At 68.2% G+C, this 17150-nt stretch carries 16 protein-coding genes; 13 read left to right on the top strand and 3 right to left on the bottom strand.

Features of this window, described 5'->3' with window-relative positions; all coding sequences use genetic code 11:
* The first annotated feature begins 135 nt into the window (after window positions 1-135).
* From KHF85_RS01825 to KHF85_RS01775, 11 genes are all read left to right on the top strand, one after another.
* Window positions 136-1512: a type II and III secretion system protein family protein gene (locus KHF85_RS01825; protein ID WP_284568295.1), complete on the top strand. Its 1377-nt coding sequence runs from the start codon at window positions 136-138 to the stop codon at window positions 1510-1512.
* A gap of 86 nt (window positions 1513-1598) precedes the next feature.
* Window positions 1599-3146, top strand: coding sequence for an ATPase, T2SS/T4P/T4SS family (locus tag KHF85_RS01820; protein ID WP_284568294.1), 1548 nt, complete (start codon window positions 1599-1601; stop codon window positions 3144-3146).
* Between the two features lie 65 nt (window positions 3147-3211).
* Window positions 3212-4168 (top strand): IS1595 family transposase, encoded by a 957-nt coding sequence (locus tag KHF85_RS01815; RefSeq protein WP_284566649.1) that lies wholly within the window; start codon window positions 3212-3214, stop codon window positions 4166-4168.
* Between the two features lie 145 nt (window positions 4169-4313).
* A complete protein-coding gene (locus KHF85_RS01810; RefSeq protein ID WP_284568293.1) occupies window positions 4314-5162 on the top strand; it encodes a type II secretion system F family protein in 849 nt (282 codons plus the stop codon).
* Window positions 5159-6049 carry a type II secretion system F family protein gene (locus KHF85_RS01805; RefSeq protein ID WP_003480289.1) on the top strand — a complete coding sequence of 297 codons (891 nt, stop codon included), beginning with the start codon at window positions 5159-5161 and terminating at the stop codon, window positions 6047-6049. The genes KHF85_RS01810 and KHF85_RS01805 overlap by 4 nt, the downstream gene beginning before the upstream one ends.
* Complete coding sequence (locus KHF85_RS01800; RefSeq protein WP_284568292.1) at window positions 6046-6432, top strand: DUF192 domain-containing protein; 387 nt, start codon at window positions 6046-6048, stop codon at window positions 6430-6432. Before KHF85_RS01805 ends, KHF85_RS01800 begins: the two co-directional genes overlap by 4 nt.
* A complete protein-coding gene (locus KHF85_RS01795; protein WP_142742913.1) occupies window positions 6429-7097 on the top strand; it encodes a TadE family protein in 669 nt (222 codons plus the stop codon). The genes KHF85_RS01800 and KHF85_RS01795 overlap by 4 nt, the downstream gene beginning before the upstream one ends.
* Entirely contained in the window at window positions 7097-7705 is a 609-nt protein-coding gene (locus KHF85_RS01790) for a hypothetical protein (RefSeq protein ID WP_284568291.1), read from the top strand. The genes KHF85_RS01795 and KHF85_RS01790 overlap by 1 nt, the downstream gene beginning before the upstream one ends.
* A 155-nt stretch (window positions 7706-7860) precedes the next feature.
* Window positions 7861-8868 carry an OmpA family protein gene (locus tag KHF85_RS01785; RefSeq protein WP_284568290.1) on the top strand — a complete coding sequence of 336 codons (1008 nt, stop codon included), beginning with the start codon at window positions 7861-7863 and terminating at the stop codon, window positions 8866-8868.
* Window positions 8869-9221: 353 nt separating this feature from the next.
* Window positions 9222-10166, top strand: a complete 945-nt coding sequence (gene panE, locus KHF85_RS01780; protein ID WP_284568289.1) for a 2-dehydropantoate 2-reductase — start codon at window positions 9222-9224, stop codon at window positions 10164-10166.
* Between the two features lie 487 nt (window positions 10167-10653).
* Window positions 10654-11166, top strand: a complete 513-nt coding sequence (locus KHF85_RS01775; protein ID WP_064540326.1) for a hypothetical protein — start codon at window positions 10654-10656, stop codon at window positions 11164-11166.
* 179 nt (window positions 11167-11345) lie between these two features.
* On the opposite strand, the gene KHF85_RS01770 is transcribed toward KHF85_RS01775, so the two are convergent.
* The gene (locus KHF85_RS01770; RefSeq protein ID WP_284568288.1) at window positions 11346-12143 is read right to left on the bottom strand and encodes a TatD family hydrolase; all 798 of its coding nucleotides are present in this window, start codon (window positions 12141-12143) and stop codon (window positions 11346-11348) included.
* A 110-nt stretch (window positions 12144-12253) separates the two neighbouring features.
* Here KHF85_RS01770 and hrpB point away from each other — a divergent pair, with 110 nt between their 5' ends.
* Window positions 12254-14869, top strand: a complete 2616-nt coding sequence (gene hrpB / locus KHF85_RS01765; protein WP_284568287.1) for an ATP-dependent helicase HrpB — start codon at window positions 12254-12256, stop codon at window positions 14867-14869.
* Window positions 14870-14982: 113 nt separating this feature from the next.
* Entirely contained in the window at window positions 14983-15384 is a 402-nt protein-coding gene (locus KHF85_RS01760; RefSeq protein WP_284568286.1) for a hypothetical protein, read from the top strand.
* Window positions 15385-15578: 194 nt separating this feature from the next.
* Here KHF85_RS01760 and KHF85_RS01755 read toward each other — a convergent pair whose 3' ends face one another.
* Both KHF85_RS01755 and KHF85_RS01750 read right to left on the bottom strand, forming a co-directional pair.
* Window positions 15579-16115, bottom strand: a complete 537-nt coding sequence (locus tag KHF85_RS01755; protein ID WP_284568285.1) for a pseudouridine synthase — start codon at window positions 16113-16115, stop codon at window positions 15579-15581.
* Window positions 16116-16272: 157 nt separating this feature from the next.
* Entirely contained in the window at window positions 16273-17130 is an 858-nt protein-coding gene (locus tag KHF85_RS01750) for a class I SAM-dependent methyltransferase (protein WP_284568284.1), read from the bottom strand.
* Window positions 17131-17150: the final 20 nt, after the last annotated feature.

The following is a 17150-nucleotide window of genomic DNA, read 5'->3' as shown; positions in this document are numbered from 1 at the left end:
GCGGGCATCGGCGGATGGAACGCATCGGCCCAACAGGCCGCAACGTCCGCGGCGGCGACACAGCCCGCCGGGCAGAGCACCGCAGCAGCGGCCGGCCAGACGACGGAAATCCCGTCGGCGGAGCAGGCGCGGCTGATGGCGCAAGGCCGCCAGGTAGACCAGCTCAAGCAGGCGGCCGAATCGCCGATCCAGGAACTGGGCAACAGCGGCTCGACGGCGGGCGGCGGCGTCGCCCTGGCCGGCGACAGGAAGCCCTCGATCGCGCCGCTCATCCAGCCGTCGCAAAGCATCTATGCCGGCGAGGCAGTGGTGCGGCGCGTGCCGGGTGCACTGCGCCGTATCGCGGTCGGCGACGGCGAGGTCCTGAGCGTCTTCTCGGTCGGCAAGTCGGAGTTGGTGATGATCGGCACCAAGCCCGGCGACACCAACGTGCACTTGTGGATGTCCGATGGCAGCCAGCGCGACGTCAACGTGACGGTGAGCGGCAGCAAGTCCGAGGGTGCTGCGGACACCGTGCGTGAACTGCTGGGCAATACGCCGGGCGTCGCCGTGCGGGCCATCGGCGCCAATGTGGTGATCTCCGGCAACGACATCGATGCCGCTACAACGGCGAAGATCCAGGCCTTGCAGAAGATCTACCCGCAGGTGTTGAACTTCGCCGGGGCCGACCCGGTGGGCATGCGGCCGATGGTGCAGATGGACGTGTCCATCATGGAGTTCAACAAGAACGCCGTGGAGGATCTGGGCATCCGCTGGGACAGCACCATCGATGGTCCGATCGGCGGCCTGATCCGCGACGTGACCACGAACAATTACTTCCGCGTGCTGCCGCAGGACAACCAGACCTTTCAGGACATCAAGGATCGGTTGCCCACCAAGCTGCCCGGGCCGCAGGGCTACTTCGGCATCGCCACAACGATCGCCTCGAAGATCAACCTGCTGATGAGCCGCGGCAAGGCCTGGGTGTTGGCGCAGCCCAAGCTGAGCGCCAAGAGCGGCAGCAATGCGACCTTCCTGGTCGGCGGCGAAGTGCCGATCGTAGTGCCTTCGGTGCTTGGGCAGACCCAGATCGAATACAAGGAATACGGCATCCGTCTCAACATCAACCCGACGGTCAATTCCTCCAATCAGGTCAACACCTCGATCATGGCGGAAGTCAGCAGGATCGATCCGTCGGTGTCGGTGCAGGGCGTGCCCGGCTTTCTGACCCGGCGCGTCGAGACCGAACTGAACGTCAATGCCGGCCAGACCATCGTCATCTCCGGTCTGCTCGATCGGGAGGCCTCCAAGGCCGTGGACAAGATGCCGCTGCTGGGCGACATCCCGATCCTGGGCAAGCTGTTCCGCTCCGACGGCTTCCGTGGCAATAAGACCGAACTGGTGGTCTTCGTGACCCCGCGCATCGTCAGCCCGACCTCGCCGGAGAACCTGCAGGATCTGCGGCGTGGCGACGCGATCGAGAAAGCGTTGCAGGACGACATCAACCCCAGACAAGACAAGTTGATCAAGTAATTCCCACGCAGCGCGAAGGGTCCACCGTCATCATGTTCACAGTGCTGATCACTACCCCAGGAGGCGATACGCGACAGGTCAAATGCATGCACCGCGAGTGCGGCATCGGCCGCGCCGATGCCAATCTGGTCATGCTGCAGGGCTGGAACATTGCCGGCAAACACGCCACGTTGCTGCGCGAGGAGGAAGGCGTGTTCATCCTGCCGCTGGGCGGGCGCGAGCCGATTACGCTCAACGGCAAGGTGGTGCTGGCCAAGCAGGGCCCGATCGACGGCAGCGACGAGAGCCGCATCGGCCAGTACATGCTCAAGGTCAGCGGTGACGAGGCGCGCATCGCCAGGCAGACGCCGGCCGCCAACGACGGTAGCGCGGCCAGGGCCGCGGAGGCGGCGGCATCGACGACCGAGGCCACCTCCGCCGCTGCGCCTGCCGTGCCTGCGGCGACCGACATGGTCGTGGCAGGCCCGCCGCCGTCGGACATCGCGACCTGGAGAACCAAACTGCACATGGCGCTGGTGCAGCAGATGGATCTGCGGCGTATGGATGTGCGCAGCATGGGCGACAGCGCGCTGCGCGACAGCACGATCAACCTGATCGACGACATCCTCAAGCGTGAGTTCAGCGATCTGCCCGCCGACATCAACCCGCGCCGGCTGGCCAAGCAGGTGCTGGACGAGGCAATCGGACTGGGGCCGCTGGAAGATCTGATCGACGACCCGACCGTCACCGAAATCATGGTCAATGCCCACGACGACATCTTCATCGAGCGTGCCGGGCGCATCCAGAAATCGGACGTGGTGTTCTCCAACGAACGCGCCTGTCTGGCCGCGATCGAGCGGATCGTTACCCCCTTGGGGCGGCGCATCGACGAAAGCTCGCCGCTGGTCGATGCGCGCCTCAAGGACGGATCGCGCGTGAATGCGGTAATCCCGCCCGTCGCCCTGCGCGGGCCGAGCATCAGCATCCGAAAGTTCGCCACGCGCCGGTTGATGGGCGAGGACTTGCTGAAGTACGGCTCGCTGAACCAGGCGATGCTGGATTTCCTGATCATGGCGGTGCGCGAGCGCCGCAACGTCGTGGTGTCCGGCGGTACCGGCTCGGGCAAGACCACCCTGCTGAACATCCTGTCGAACTTCATCCCCGATGGCGACCGCGTGGTGACCATCGAGGATGCGGCCGAACTCAAGCTGGTGCAGCCCAATCTGGTGGCGCTGGAGGCGCGTCCCGCCAACATGGAGGGCAAGGGTCAGATCACCATCCGCGACCTGGTCAAGAACGCGCTGCGCATGCGCCCCGACCGCATCGTGGTCGGCGAGTGCCGCGGCGGCGAATGTCTGGACATGCTGCAGGCGATGAACACCGGCCACGAAGGCTCGCTGACCACCGCGCACGCCAACAACCCGCGCGAGACGCTGTCGCGCCTGGAGGTGATGGTGATGATGGCCGGCATGGAACTGCCCATGGCGGTCGTGCGCGAACAGATCGCCTCGGCGGTCAACCTCATCGTGCACCAGCGCCGCTATCCCTGCGGCTCGCGCAAGGTCAGCCACATCACCGAAATCACCGGCATCGAAAGCGGCACCATCCAGATGCAGGATCTGTTCCTGTTCAAACCCACCACCTACCCTGATTAGCGCTGTGTCTCAGCTGGTGATGCTGCCTTGGTTTAGAAATGCAGGTTCTTCAGTGAGATACGGCGATGACGCTCAATCGGATCCAGTTCCAAAAGGGGCTTTCGATTCCGGCTTTTCTGAGCCGCTACGGCTCCGAGGCGCAATGTGTCGAGGCCTTGGTTCAGGCCAGGTGGCCCAATGGCTTCGTGTGTCCGCAGTGCGGACACACGCATGCCAGTGGCTTTGAGCGGGGACGCCAGCACCTGTGGCAGTGCGCGCGCTGCCGGGTACAGACCAGCTTGACCGCCGGCACGCCCATGGCAGACACCAAGCTTCCCTTGCGGGTGTGGTGGCTGGCCATCTATCTGGTGAGCCAAGCCAAGAACGGAATTGCTGCGCTGGAACTGGCTCGGCAACTGGGCGTGTGCTATCGCACTGCATGGCGGATCAAGCACAAAGTGATGTCGGCGATGGCCGATCGTGAGCAGTCACGCCGGCTCGACGGAGAGGTCCAGATCGATGATGCCTATCTGGGCGGCGAACGCGCCGGTGGTCCAGGCCAACCGCAGTGGCGCAATAAAGTGCCGTTTATTGCAGCGGTTTCCCTGCATCAAGGGCGCCCGCGCTATCTCCGCCTGGATGTGGTCTCCAGCTTCCGAAGAAGCGTCGTGCACACGTGGGCTCAGCAGGCACTGGCACCGGGCACCCATGTCGTCAGTGATGGGCTGACAGCGTTCACCGGTGTGGGCTGGGCAGGCCTGACCCACGATGCCATCGTGACCGGAAGCGGCCGCAAAGGCGTCCAGCAGCCTCGTCTGCGTTGGGTCAATACGATCCTGGGCAATCTCAAAACGGCGCTTAGCGGCACCCACCATGCGGTGGACTTCCCCAAATACGGCGCGCGCTACCTGCATGCGCATGCCTACCGCTTCAATCGCCGCTTCAACCTGGCCGCCATGGTGCCGCGCCTGGCCAGTGCCCTGGCCGGCGCGGGAAGGCTCACAGAGCAGCAACTGCGTACGACAGCTGAGACACAGCGCTAATCAGGACCACCTACCACGGCCCGGACGGCAAGGTCGCCGGCAACTTCGTCGCGACCGGCGCCGTGCCCGAGTTCTACGAAGAGCTCGCCGAACGCGGCGTGTCGGTGGACCTGGGCATCTTCCGCAACCAGGGAAGCGCGCGCTGATGGCACTTTGGCTGATCGCCCTGCTGGTGTTCGCCGGGACCGTGATGGCGTTCGTGCTGATCGCGCGCTCCGGCGAGCGGTTCCTGAAGCGCTACCGCGAAAGCTTCATGGACCAGGCGCGCATGAACCTGACGGACATGTTTTTGTTCCTGGATCCCGCGCAGGTCTACATGATCAGCGCGGTGGTGATGGTGCTCGTTCCGCTGATCATCTGGATGCTGACCGGCAGCCTGATCATCGCGGTGCTGATCGGCATCTTCCTGATCTTCACGCCACGCAAGATCTACGCGTTCCTGCGCAAGCGCAGGCTGGAGCAGATCCAGGAGCAGCTTCCCGACGCGCTGCAGATGCTGTCCAGCAGCCTGCGCGCCGGCGTCGGCTTCGCGCCGGCGATGGAGATACTGGTCCAAGACGGGCAGCCGCCGCTGGCACAGGAACTGGCGCTGGTGCTGCGCGAACAGCACATGGGCATTCGCGCCGAAGAGGCGATGGAGAATTTCAGCAAACGCGTCCCCATCACCGATGCCGAGCTGTTCGTCTCGGCGGTCAATATCTCGCGCGAGGTCGGCGGCAACCTGGCCGAAACCCTGGCGACACTGGCCGAGACGCTGCGCCGGCGCCTGACCATGGAGAAGAAGGTCAAGTCGCTGACCGCGCAGGGCCGCCTGCAGGGCATCGTGATGGCGATGCTGCCGGTGTTCCTGATCGGCTATCTCAGCCTGATGTACAGCGAAACCATGCGGCCCATGTTCCACAACTGGCACGGCTGGGTGGTGATCAGCATCTGCCTGGTCATGGAATACCTGGGCTACCGCCTGTGCAAGAAGATCATGACGATCGACGTATGACGTGGATGCTCGCCCTCGTCGCGCTTCTGGCCGCCGGTGCCGTCGCGCTGGTGGTCATCGGCACGCGCGGGGTGATCCGCGAAGTCGAGCTCGAAGACCGTACCTACTACGATCCCCTGCCGCGGCTGATGCAGTTGATGTGGCCGCTGGTGACCGTGCTGACCCGGCGCATCGCCCCGCATCTGAGGGTCGCGCAACTGGAGCAGACCCATCGGCACCTGCAGGCGGCTGGCCAGGACTACACCCTGTCGCCGGAAGAATTTTACGGCTTGCGCATGGCCAGCGCGCTGGTGGTGATCGCCTTCTTCCTGCTGTGCACCGGAATGCTCGGCCATCTGGGCATCGGCTCGGGCCTGATGTGCCTGATGTTCGGCGGCCTGCTCGGCTGGCTGTACCCGGCCCTGTGGCTGGGCGAACGCCGCAAGGCGCGGCACAAGACCGTCGTGCGCGACCTGCCGATCTATCTGGATTTCATCACCATGTCGGTCGAGGCCGGCCTGAACGTCACCGGCGGCATCGAGCAGGCGGTGGCCAAGGGCCCCGCCGGCGCGCTGTCGCAGGAGTTCTCGCGCATGCTGCGCGACCTACGCGCCGGCTTGCCGCGTGCCGAGGCATTGCGGCGCATGGCCGAGCGCATGGACATCGCACAAATCACCAGCTTCACCAGCGCGCTGATCCAGGCCGACAGGGTCGGCGCCAACCTGAGCGATACGCTGCGTGCGCAAGCCAACCAGCGCCGCGAGGAACGCTTCCTGCGCGCCGAGAAGCTGGCGCTGGAGGCGCCGGTGAAGATGATGCTGCCGCTGGTCATGTTCTTCTTCCCGCTGATCTTCCTGTTCCTGGGCTACTTCATCTACTTGAAGATGCTGCAGGAGGGCATCCTGTGAAGCGCGGATGCATCGAACGCAGCGGCGGCACGTCGATCCCGCGCGTGTGGGCGGCGGACACCTGGTGGTCGCGCGCGCGCGGGCTGCTGGCGCGCCCGGCGCTGGCCGCGGACGGATCGGAGGCCTTGCTGATCCGCCCCTGCGCCAGCGTCCACACCATCGGCATGGTCTACCCGCTGGACCTGGTATTCCTGACACGCGACAACGCCGTGCTGGAGTGGCGCGAGAACGTCAAGCCGTACCGGGCCGCGCTGTGCCGACACGCCGCGGCCACCATCGAGTTCCATGGCGGTGCGCTGGACCGCCTGCAACCGCAACGCGGCGAACACTGGCACTGGCGCGCCACCACGCTCGCGCCTTCGGACACGGGAGCCTGGTCATGAAAGCACGCGTCCGCGCACCGCGCAGCCGCTCGTCGATACGCGGCCAATCCATGGTGGAACTGGTGATCATCACGCCGGTGCTGTTGTTCCTGTTGTTGGCCGTTATCCAGGCGGTACTGCTGTACCGGATGAAGTCCACGCTCGATTACGCCGCGCTGCTGGCCGCGCGTGCCGGCGCGGTGAGCGGGGTGGATCGCATGCAGATGCGCAACGGTTTGGCCAAGGGCATGATGCCGCTGTACGCGCACGACACCGGGCAGGCCGCGCTGGAACTGGCGTACGGCAAGGCGTTGGCCGACCTTACGCTTCACGGCCACATTACCGTCATCAATCCGACCCGCGCCGCGTGGAACAACTTTCGGGAGCGCCAGTACGACGGCCGCTATGCGCTGCCCAACGACACGCTCGCCTATCGCAGCGACGCGGTCGGCAGCAGCGGCGTCAACGTCCAGGACGCCAACATCCTCAAGGTCAAGGTGGTCTATGACGCGCCCTTGGTCGTTCCTTTCGTCGGCTGGGTGCTGGGAGGAAAGTCGGAATATCTGAAACCTGACACGTTCGAATCGTCCACGCTCCCCGCTTTCAGCAAGCGCCTTCCGATCGAGAGCTACGCCATCGTGCGCATGCAGTCGCCGATCTATAAGCAGGGGAATCTGGACCAGTGATGCAGAGATTTTCACTGCTGGCCTCGGTTGCGCTGCTGTGCCAGACCATCGTCGGCGCGGCCTGCGCCGCGGATGGCGCCTTGTCCGGCGTGGCGCAGGTCATGACCAATCAGTTGGGCAGCCTGAGCCGGATCCAGCCGCGCGGCGCCTCGCAGCTGGTGACGGTCTATTTCCGCGACGATGCGCTGCGCATCCAGTTCAAGGATGCCAGCGGCACGCCGTATGCGCTGATCCTGGCGAAGGACGCGCCAGCCGGCTGGATCGTCGGCCAGCAGGGCGGCGCCATGCCGGTCCCCGGCATGCGCTGGCCGCTGCGCTTCGACCCGGAACACCCCTGCGCGGGCCTGGGCATCTTCGCCGACTGCCGGCGTAGCGACAGCGGTCTGCGTGCAGGCCGGCCCGCGGTGCAGTGGCGCTATCGCCTGGTCAATCCGGGCGGCCCGGGGATGACCCGGCAGGGCACGATGTGGCTGGACCGCGAGACCGGTCTGGTGCTCACCTACCGCAGCAAGACCGGACTGGAGCAACCGCAGCAGTGGGACATCCAGCACGTCGAGTACGGCCCGCAGGCGGATGCGCTGTTCCAGCCGCCCGACCTCGCGCGCTGATCCAGTCTTCGCATCCTGCTGCGCGGTGCACCGCCCGCAGCCGGTCGAGGCGGGTTCGTGGTTCCGCGGCAAGATCGACCGATCCCGCCGTTACACTATTTTCGTTCGTCCCCCGACCAAGGAGTATCTCTGTGAAAAAAGCAGTAGCGGCGACGTTGGCACTGGCCATCCTGGCGAGTCTGAGCGCCTGCAAGAAGCACGAGCAGACCGCGCATCCCGACGATCAGGCGGCGCCCCCCGCGGCGACCGCAAGCGGCGCGCAGGAAGCTCCCGCGCAGCACGCCGCCGCCAATACGACGTTCGACCCGGCCAGCCTGCCAGTGTCCGACGTCCCGTTGGGAGATTTCCCTTACATCGCGCTGCCCACGGGATATGTCACCGGCAACAAGCCGGATGGCGCCGACTTCGATCAGGTACCGTTCTGGACCGGCGATCGACTGCAACCGGTCGAGGGCAAGGTCTGGTCGGCGCATATCAATGCGGCGGAAGGCAAAACGTTCTCGGACATCGAGCTGGAACGCAACATCGAGGCCGTGGTCACCGCGCTCGGTGGCAAAAAGATTTTCGACGGACGGATTCCAGAAGCCGCCACGCAGAAAATCTCGGAATGGCCGCGGGATTTCGCCACCAAGTACAACAGCGGCCTGGGCGATGTCTGGAACAACCCGGCGCAGGTGTTCGTGGTGCATCGCGCCGATCGCGATATCTGGATTCACCTGTGCAGCTACCAGTTCGGCGGCGGCCTGCTGATCGCCGAGACCAAGCCGCTGCAGGTCACCGCCAGCCTGCTGCCTGCCAGCGAACTGAAGACGCAGATCGACAAGACCGGCAAGGTCGCGCTGCACGTCAACTTCGCCACCGACAAGACCGACATCCTGTCGGATTCGCAACCGCAGATCGCGCAGGTCGTGCAGTTGCTCAAGCAGGACGCCGCACTGAAGCTGGCCGTCAACGGCTACACCGATGGCACCGGCGACCCCGCGCACAACAAGACGCTGTCGGAAGGCCGGGCCAAGGCGGTCGTCGCCGCCATTACCGCCCAGGGTATCGATCCGGGCCGGCTGTCGTCTGCTGGGTTCGGCGACGCCGACCCGGTCGCCGACAACGCAACCGAGCAGGGCAAGTCGCAGAACCGCAGGGTCGAACTGGTCAAGCAGCCCTGAGTGCGCGAAGCGCTGCGGCGTCCCGTCGCGGGTGATGCCGGTGCATTCGGCGCAGCTTTACGGAGGCTGCGCCGAGCACCCATGCGGCCGCCGGCTGGCGCTATCCATCCGCCACGCAGGGACCCGACGGCACCACCAGCGGCACGCTGTGGTTGGACAGCAGCCGCCTGTTGCCCGGCGATCGCGGCCGCATCGGCACGCGTCGCGACGAACGCAGCCTACGCGTGGATGCGGTCAGCGACGCGCCCGTGCCCGTGCCCGCCGAGATCTTCGCCCGCCGGACGGCTTGCGCACGCCGCACACGCGCGGCGCATCACACTGAACCAGGCCGGCGCCGCTGCTACCATCGGCGCATGCGCATCCTGATCCTCGGCGCCGGCGCGACCGGCGGCTATTTCGGCGGACGCCTGGTCCAGGCCGGCGCCGACGTCACCTTCCTGGTCCGTCCGGCGCGGGCCGAGCGCCTGCAGCGCGACGGCCTGCGCATCCGCAGTCCGCGCGGCGATGCCGACATCGCGGTGGCCGCGCTGACCGCGGACACGCTGCCGGCAACCGCTGCCGCGCAGCCATTCGACCTGGCGATCCTCAGCTGCAAGGCCTACGACCTGGACAGCGCCCTGGACGCGCTGGCGCCGGCGATGGCCCACGGCACCGCGTTGCTGCCGATCCTCAACGGCCTGCGCCACTATCCGCTGCTGGACACCCGCTTCGGGGCCGGCCGCGTGCTCGGCGGGCTGTGCTTCATCAGCGCCACGCTGGACGCGGACGGCAGCATCCGCCACCTGGCCAAGCCGGCCTCGCTGACCTTCGGCGAGCGCGACGGGCGCGGCGCCGACAGCGCGCGCGTGCGCGACCTGGCCGCCGCCTGCACGCAGGCCGGCATCGACCATGTCGCCACGCCGCGGATCGCGCAGGAACAGTGGATCAAGTACACCTTCCTGACCGCGCTGGCTGCGGCCACCTGCCTGATGCGCGCGCCGACCGGCCGCATCGTCGCCAGCGACGACGGCGTAGCGCTGCTGCGCGGGCTGTATGCCGAATGCACGGCGGTCGCCGCCGCCGCAGGCGAGCCGGTGCCGGACGCGGCGCAGGCCAACGCGCTGCAGTTGCTGACCCAGCCCGGCTCGCCGATGAAGGCGTCGATGCTGCGCGACCTGGAAGCCGGGCAGCGGGTGGAAGCGCAGCAGATCGTCGGCGATATGCTGGCGCGCGCCCGTGCAACCGGCCATGCCGCGCCCTGGCTGATGGCCGCGTACTGCCATCTGCAGGCCTACCAGGCCGCACTGTCGCAGAACTGAAGGTCGGACGCGCGCGTCTGGGGCAGCGCACTGAGTGCAGCATGGCCAACGCCGAAAGTAGGGGCCAAAGCCCCTCCGACACGTGTTGCCAGCCTGCTGGCCGCTCCCCCTGTAGGAGCGGCTTCAGCCGCGACCGAGGACCCAGCAAACCCACAACGTCCGACGCGGGTCCAGATCCAGACCGAAGCCCCGCCACAGCGCGACCAAGCGGCTTTCCATCATTCGTGCAGGAGCGGCTTCAGCCGCGACAGGCGAAGCAGCGGACCTGCAGCGTCCGACGTCGTATCGAAGCCGAAGTCGCTCTCCCATAGCGCCCGACCAGGTAGCACACGCCGCGGCGCGGCGGCAACTTCGAGCCGTCCCGCAGAAGCGCAACGCACGCCGGCCATGCCACGCCTGCCGCTGGTCCGCACCCGCATTACCCATCTTCGCATGCCGCTGACGTCCGCCGCGCCTATGCTCGCCGACCTGACCACGGCGAACGGCGATGAAGTTCATGGAAAAACTCTTCCGCGGCGGCCATTTCGTCATCATCCTGCTGTTCCTGCTGTGCGCCGCCGGCCTGGTGGCGATGGCGGTGCTGGAGCTGTGGCACGGCCTCACCCCCGGCGGCGACCTGGTGATCCGCGACCGCTTCAACGTGGTGCTGGAGGCGATCGGCCTGCTCACCGTGGCGCTGGTGACGCTGGAACTGGGCCAGACCATCTTCGAGGAAGAGGTGCAGCGCGACGTCAAGGTCAGCGGCCCGACGCGGGTGCGCCGCTACCTGTCGCGGTTCTTCGTGGTCATCGTCATCGCCCTGGCGATCGAGACGCTGGTGTCGATCTTCGAACTGATGCACGACGATCCGGCCAAGCTGCCCTACGCCACCGCGGTCGGCCTGTGCGCGGCGCTGCTGCTGATCGCCTGGGGCGTGTTCGTCAAGCTCAACCGCAGCGCCGAGGAACTGGAACCGGAAGCGATGGCCGAGGCCAAGCGCGAGGACGCGCAGGTCGAATAGCGCGGAGTCGCCCCACAGAAAACCGGCAGGCCATGATCCCTGTAGGAGCGGCTTCAGCCGCGACAGGGGTCCCCGATAATGCCGGTCGCGGCTGAAGCCGCTCCTACAAGATTCGGCACAGGACAGGCCCGCATCGCCACGCACAACGGCGATCGCCGCAGCCGCACGGCGGACTCCGCTCACCCGGCGTCAGGCAAGCGGAAGAACCCGCGCGCGGTGGCAGTGGTCGACGCTGCGGTCGCCGCCACATCCTCGCCGCGGTCGCGCGCCAGTTCCCCGGCGATGTGCGCCAGGAACGCCGGCTCGTTGCGCCGGTCCTTCGGCAGCGGCGTGAGCGTGCGCGGCAGCAGATACGGCGCGTCGGTCTCGATCATCAGCCGCGATGCCGGGATGTGCCTGACCAGTTCGCGCAGATGCGCGCCGCGGCGCTCGTCGCACAGCCAGCCGGTGATGCCGATGTGCCAGTCGCGATCCAGGTAGTCGAACAATTCCTCGCGCGTGCCGGTGAAGCAATGCACCACCGCCGCGCCGAGCTTGCCGTCGAACTGGCGCATCAGCGCCAGGAAGTCCGCATGCGCGTCGCGCTGGTGCAGGAACAGCGGCTTGCCGGTGTCGGCGGCCAGCTGCAGCTGGCGCTCGAAGGCGCGGTGCTGCGCCGGGCGCGGCGCGAGGTCGCGGAAGTAGTCCAGCCCGCACTCGCCGACCGCCACCACCTCGGCCTGCGCATGCAGCGCGCGCAGTTCGGCATCGCATTCGGCGGTGTACTCGAGCGCGTGGTGCGGATGCACGCCCGCGGTGGCGTAGAGGAAGCCTGGGTGCTGCTGCGCCAGCTGCAACGCCAGCGGCGAGTGCTCGCGGCTGGCGCCGGTGACCACCAGCTGCGCGACGCCGGCATCGCGCGCGCGCTGCAGCACCGCCTCGCGGTCGCGATCGAAGGAGTCGTGGGTGAGGTTGGCGCCGATATCGATCAGAGTCATGCGGAGATGCCGAGGAAGCCGGGCAGGAAAGCGGGAGATTGTACGGGGCCGGCGCTACCGGCGAGATGGGCGCGCTCTACAGCGGCGCGGCCGATCCGTATCCTTGGCCGATGGCCTCTCCTGTTTTTCCGATCGATCCGCTGCTGCCGCAGATCCGCGACAGCCTCGCCGCGCATCCGCGGCTGGTGCTGGAAGCCCCGCCCGGCGCCGGCAAGACCACCCAGGTGCCGCCGGCGCTGCTGGACGCGCCGTGGCTGCAGGGCCGCCGCATCGTGATGCTGGAACCGCGCCGGGTCGCCGCGCGCAGCGCCGCCACGTTCATGGCCCGGCAGCGCGGCGAGGCGCCGGGCGAGACCGTGGGCTACCGCATCCGCTTCGAGAACAAAGTCTCCGCGCGCACCCGCATCGAGGTGGTCACCGAAGGCATCCTGACCCGGATGCTCCAGGACGACCCGATGCTCGACGGCGTCGGCGCGCTGCTGTTCGACGAATTCCACGAACGCCACCTGGCCGCCGACCTGGGCCTGGCGCTGGCGCTGGACGTGCAGGCGCAGGTGCGCGAGGACCTGCGCATCGTGGTGATGTCGGCGACGCTGGACGGCGAACGCCTGGCGCAGTTCCTGGACGCGCCGCGGCTGTCCAGCGACGGCCGCAGCTATCCGGTGGAGATCGCGCATTTCCCGGCGCGGCGCGAGGAAGCGCTGGAAGCGCAGACCCGCCGCGCCATCGACCATGCGCTGCAGCAGCATCCCGGCGACGTGCTGGTGTTCCTGCCCGGGCAGCGCGAGATCGCGCGGGTGCAGGCGGCGTTGGAGGCGGTTGGGGTGGGGTTGGGCGTGCCCGCATCGGGGGCCGCTTCTGGCGCCCCTGCCTCCGGCACCGCCTCGGGCGCACCCTCATCCGGCGCTGCGCGCCACCTTCTCCCGGGGGGAGAAGGGAATGGCGGTGTCGATGTGTTGCCGTTGCATGGCGAGCTGCCGGTCGAGCAGCAGGCCAAGGTGCTGCAGCCCGATCCGCACGGCCGCCGCCGCGTGGTGCTGGCGACCAACGTGGCCGAGTCCTCGGTGACCCTGCCCGGCGTGCGCGTGGTGATCGATGCCGGCCTGGCGCGCGAGCCGCACTACGATCCCAACAGCGGTTTCTCGCGGCTGGACGTGACCGCCATCGCCCAGGCCTCGGCCGACCAGCGCGCCGGTCGCGCCGGCCGCGTCGCCTCCGGCTGGGCCTACCGGCTGTGGCCGCAATCGCAGCGCCTGGAGGCGCAGCGCCGCGCGGAAATGCTGCAGGTGGAACTGGCCGGGCTGGCGTTGGAACTGGCGGCCTGGGGCAGCGATGCGCTGCGCTTCGTCGATCCGCCGCCGGCCGGCGCGCTGGCCGCCGCGCGCGAACTACTGCAGCGGCTCGGCGCCTTGAGCGAGAACCATGCGATCACCGCGAGCGGCCGGCGCATGCTGGCGCTGGGCACCCACCCAAGGCTGGCGGCGATGCTGCTGGCCGCGCCGAATGCGCGGGCGCAGGCGCTGGCCTGCGACCTGGCCGCGCTGGTCGAGGCGCGCGACCCGCTGCGCCAGGGCGGCGACGCGCTGGCGGCGCGCTGGCGCGCACTGGCCGGGTTCCGCCGCGGCCGCGCCCCGCACGACGCCAACCGTGGCGGCCTGGCCGCGATCGACGCGGCGGCCAGACAATGGCGGCGGCGCCTGCGCAGCGACGCCACGGCGCCGGACAGCGTGGAAGCGCACGAACTCGGCGACCTGCTCGCCCACGCCTTCCCCGACCGCATCGCCACCCGGCATCCGGTCGATCCGCTGCGCTACCTGCTGGCCAACGGCCGCAGCGCGCGCCTGTTCGACAACAGCGACCTACGCGGCGAGCCATGGCTGGTCGCCACCGAACTGCGCTACGAGGCCAAGGACGCGCTGCTGCTGCGCGCCGCGCCGGTGGACGAAGCGCGGCTGCGCGCGGATTTCCCGCAGCGCTTCGTGCAGCAGGACGTGGTGCGCTGGGACGCCGAGCGGCGCGCGCTGAGCGCGCTGCGCGAAACCCGCTTCGACCGCATCGTGCTCGACAGCCGCCCAGCCGGCCGCGTCGATCCGGCGCATGCGGCAGCAGCGCTGACCGAGGCGGTGCGCGAACTCGGCCTGCAGGCGCTGCCGTGGAGCGAGCCGCTGAACCAGTGGCGCGCACGCGTGGTCGCCCTGCGCACATGGATGCCGGAGCTGGGGTTGCCTGATCTCGGCGACGCAGCGTTGCTGGAAAGCCTGGACGCTTGGCTGCGCCCGGCCTTCGCCGGCAAGACCCGGCTCGATGCGCTCGGTAAGGACGACCTCGGCGAGGCGCTGAAGTCGCTACTGCCGTGGGACCAGCGACAGGCCGTCGAACGCCACGCGCCGACGCGGATCACCGTACCCTCGGGCATGGAGCGGCGCATCGACTACGCGCTCGACCACGCCGGCCAGCCGCAACCGCCGGTGCTGGCGGTGAAACTGCAGGAACTGTTCGGCCTGGCCGACACCCCGCGCGTGGCCGACGGCCGCGTGCCGCTGCTGCTGCACCTGCTCTCGCCGGGCGGGCGTCCGCTGCAGGTGACCCAGGACCTGCGCAACTTCTGGTCCAGCACCTATCCGGAAGTGAAGAAGGAAATGAAGGGCCGCTATCCCCGCCACCCATGGCCGGACGATCCGTGGACCGCCACCGCCAGCCATCGCGCCAAGCCGCGCGGCACCTGATCTCCCGCAGCGGCGCATTCAGCCGGCAGACGATTCCACAGCGGCGCGCTAACGCGGTCTATACGGTGTCCAGGGGACACTGCGTTCCTTATTCCTGCCAGTAGGGACCCCCCATGAGCAAGCTCACCATCATCACCGACCGCGCGCTGGATCTCGCCAGCCATGCCGGCGACAGCCTCCGTCACATCGGACCGCAGGCCAACAAGTGGTTGCACTCCGGCGCGGCCATGGGCGCGCTCAAGACCGGTGCGGCGCTGGGTGCGGTGAAGTCCGGCACCAGGGCCGCGCGGACTGCGGTACGGCGCAATCCGGTCGTCGCCATTGCGGCGGCCGCGGTGGGCGTGGGCCTGCTCGGCTATGCGATCTACCGCAAGCGCCAGCGCGACAAGAGCGCGCCGATCGAAGGCGATTCGCAGCGCATCGAAGCCAGCAAGCGCGGCAATGCCAGCGCCCGCCGTTCGGCCGCACGCACCTCGCGCCGTGCCACGGCCGCGCAGGACGCCACCGAAGAATAAGCATTGCGGCAGCGCCGCTGGCGACAGCGACGCCGCAGAAAACAGCGGCCGGGACGACGTTCCGGCCGCTTTTTTTTGTGCGCGCCGCCTCGATGCACGCGACACGTTTCTGTAGGAGCGGCTTCAGCCGCGACAGATCGATCGGTAAAAGCGTCGCGGCTGAAGCCGCTCCTACAAGGGCGTTGCTGCTGGCGCTACAGCGCCCGCCACGCGCCCGGCGCCAGCCCTTCCAGCCGGTGCGCGCCGATCGCCGCACGCACTAGACGCAAGGTCGGCAAGCCGACCGCGGCGGTCATGCGCCGCACCTGGCGGTTGCGCCCTTCGCGCAGCACGATCTGCAGCCAGGCATCGGGCACGGTCTTGCGAAAGCGCACCGGCGGATCGCGTGGCCACAGCGCAGGTGCCGTCTCCAGCACATCGGCCTGCGCCGGCGCGGTCGGCCCGTCGTTCAACACCACGCCATCGCGCAGCCGCTGCAGTTGCTCCGGCTGCGGCACGCCTTCCACCTGCACCCAGTACGTCTTCGGTTGCTTGTGCCGCGGATCGGTGTAGCGGTGCGCCAGCGCGCCGTCGTCGGTCAGCAGCAGCAAGCCTTCGCTGTCGTAGTCCAGCCGTCCCGCCGCGTACACGTCGGCGGGCAGGCCGAACCCGGCCAGCGTGCGCCGCGGCGGTGCGCTGCGATCGGTGAACTGGCACAGCACATTGAACGGCTTGTTGAACGCGATCAGCATTGCGGCAGAGGCAGGCGGGCGGAGGGAAACGGAGCGGACAGCACGACACGCCGCATCGCACACCGCGCGCGCATTCTCCCACGCGCGCTCCCCGTTCCGCTCGCCATCGCCGCCATCGCCTCCATGCCTGCGCAGGCCGCGGGCATGGATCCCCGCGCTACGGCTTGACGAACTTCAGCGTCATCCGGTCGCTCTCTCCGATCGCCTTGTACTTGGCGTCGTCGGCGGCAGCGTGTTCGTTGCTCGGCGGCAGCGTCCACACGCCGCCCGGGTAGTCCTTGCTGTCGCGCGGGTTGGCGTTGAGCTCGCTCTTGCCGGCCAGCTTGAAGCCGGCCGCCTCGGCCATCGCGATCACCTGCGCCTGACCGACATAACCGCTCTTGTCGTCGGCCGGCACGTCGGCCTTGGCACGGTGCTCGACCACACCAAGCACGCCACCGGACTTGAGCACCGCGTAGAAGCCCTTGAACATGCCCTCGGCCTGGCCGGACATGCGCCAGTTGTGCACGTTGCGGAAGGTCAGCACCAGATCGGCCGAGCCAGCCGGACCAAATACCGGCGCGGTCGGCGAATACGCCACAAACTTGGCGTGGTCGTACTGCGCCGGCGCGGCGGCGAACTTCTGCTCCAGCGTCGCACGCGCCTTCTGCTGATACTCGCGGCCGCGCCCTTCCGGCACCGCGCTCGGATCGACCACCGCGGCGATGTACTGGCCGCGCTCGCGCAGGTACGGCGCCAGGATTTCCGCATACCAGCCGCCGCCCGGAGTGATCTCGATCACCGTCTGGGTCGGCTTGATGCCGAAGAACGCCAGGGTCTGCCCCGGGTGGCGATAGGCATCGCGCTCGACATAGACGCGGTCGCGCCAGCTGCCGTCGATGGCGGTCTGCAAGGCCGCATCCGGCGCGGGCAAGCTGGCGCTGTCGGCAGGCTTGATCGCCTGTGCGGCCGGGATCGCCAGCGTCGCGGCAATGGCAAGGGTACAAGCGCAGGCAAGCGTGGTGCGAAGGCTCATGGCGTACGTCCGTTGTCGGT

It is taken from the genome of Xanthomonas graminis pv. graminis (genome assembly GCF_030168915.1).
GTDB classification, from domain to species: Bacteria; Pseudomonadota; Gammaproteobacteria; order Xanthomonadales; family Xanthomonadaceae; genus Xanthomonas_A; species Xanthomonas_A translucens.
The sequence above is the reverse complement of the archived record's forward strand: the minus strand, read 5'-3'. Positions and strand labels throughout refer to the sequence as shown.